The sequence below is a fragment of the Thioalkalivibrio sp. ALE11 genome, assembly GCF_000381205.1.
GTDB lineage: Bacteria > Pseudomonadota > Gammaproteobacteria > Ectothiorhodospirales > Ectothiorhodospiraceae > Thioalkalivibrio.
Map to the genome: position 1 here is coordinate 1 of NZ_KB906211.1, position 1,764 is coordinate 1,764.

The window sequence follows — 1,764 nt, forward strand, 5'->3', positions numbered from 1 at the left end:
TCCGGCTCGGGTTCCGGCTCGGGTTCCGGCTCGGGTTCCGGCTGGGGTTCGGGCTCAGGCTCGGGCTCAGGCTCGGACTCAGGCTCGGGCTCAGGCTCGGGCTCAGGCTCAGGCTCGGGCTCAGGCTCGGGCTCGGGCTCGGGCTCGGGCTCAGGCTCGGGTTCGGGTTCGGGTTCGGCGCCCGCCGCCGAGCCGGCTGCAGCTGCGGCGGCGCCGCTGACGGCTCCGGCGGCCGCGGCGCCGGCACCTTCTTCCGCCGGGATTTGCGGTTCGGCTTCGTCCCCGCGGGCCGAACGGCCCTCGCCCGACTTCGCCTGCGCGCTTCCCTTTTTGCCTGCGGAGGCGGACTTGCCCCCGCCCCCGGTCTGACGGCGCCCCAGCATGATGCCGGCCACCAGGAAAAGACCCAGACCCAGCGCCATGGAGCCCAGTGCAACCAGCACCGGCGGTCGGGTCAGCTGTTCGCTCAGCGGCACCTCGTCCGGGCCCGGCCGGCTTTCCACCTCGACCAGGCGTTCCTCGACTTCGACCAGGCGGTCGCGCAGCTGATCACGCTCGGTGCGCAGGGTGTCCAGGTCCTGTTCCATCTGCTGGCGCAGTTCTTCGGCCGCGGCGTCGGTCCCCGCATCCAGACGCTCCGACTCCAGCAGGAACCGCAGCTCTTCCACGGCCTCGCGCAGTTCGTCGATCTCGGCATCGCGCGACGCCAGACGTTCTTCGATCGCGGCACGCGACATGCCTTCGCGGCCCTCGTCCACCGCTTCGAAGCGGTCCTCCACGCGCACGGCGCCGGGGTCCCAGTTCTCGATGTGGCGCAGGACCTCGGCACGGGCACTGTCCCAATCACGCCGGGCGAATGCCGACTCCGGCGGCAGCTCCAGTACCGTCCCGGCCCGCAGCGTATTCACGTTCTGTTCGGCGAAGGCCTCGGGATTGGCCTCGAGGAAGGCAAGCATGGCTTCGTTGACCGACACGCCCGGGGGCAGATCAAAGGTCTGCACGATGCTGTACAGGGTGTCGCCGCGCTGAACCTCGTGCGTCGGCCGGTCGGGCGATTCGGCCAGCACCGGCGTCACGCCCGCGGCGGCCAGGCCGAGCGCCAGGGTCAGGCCGCGCACGGTGCCCGCCAGTCCGGAGCCATTGCGGCTGTGTTCCACCCGTCGATCCAAACCTGAACCCTCTGTCGAAATCCGCTGGCCACGAAGCGTGGCCTCGAGGAGGGTAACGGCCCGTGCAAGCCGTGCTGAAGGGATCCCCCGCCGGCAGGGTGCAAGCCGACCCCGTTTGACTCACAATCCCGGCTTGCGAACAAAAACATGCTGGAGGAGAAGATGCAGAAACGTTTTGCCCCCGGACTGGCCCTGGCCGGCCTGTTCACCCTGGGCCTGGCCGGGCCTGCTTCGGCGCTGGAAGTCGGCATCACCCCGGACCTGCAGTCGCTGGAGGTCCCGCACGGTGACGAGACCGTCACCATCCAGCGCATCCAGGACACCGAGAACCGGCTGGACAACGAATTCGCGAAGACCTCGCGCCCCTGCCCGCCGTTCTGCGTCCAGCCCATGGACCTGGGCCGTGGCGTGGAAACCCTCGGCGAGGCGGAGTTCCTCGAGTATCTCGGCCAGCTCGGCGAGCGCGACGACCTGCTGATCATCGATTCGCGCGGCCCCGACTCCTGATATGGATTGACCTGTCAACGGTTGGCTGTAGTGTTCGATCGAGACCTCCAGTTTTCCATGCCTTCGAGGCAGGGCACGAGAAGCGGAT

At 69.0% G+C, this 1,764-nt stretch carries 1 protein-coding gene and 1 pseudogene; one reads left to right on the plus strand and one right to left on the minus strand.

All coding sequences use genetic code 11. The features are described from left to right. Positions 1-1,157, minus strand: a 1,157-nt coding sequence (locus tag F620_RS0114115; protein ID WP_038031386.1) for a FimV/HubP family polar landmark protein, incomplete at its 3' end; no start/stop codon positions are given. Positions 1,158-1,316: 159 nt separating this feature from the next. On the opposite strand from F620_RS0114115, the pseudogene F620_RS14640 reads away from it, so the two are divergent. Further along, positions 1,317-1,670: pseudogene (locus F620_RS14640) on the plus strand (rhodanese-like domain-containing protein); the annotation flags it as partial. Positions 1,671-1,764 lie beyond the last annotated feature (94 nt).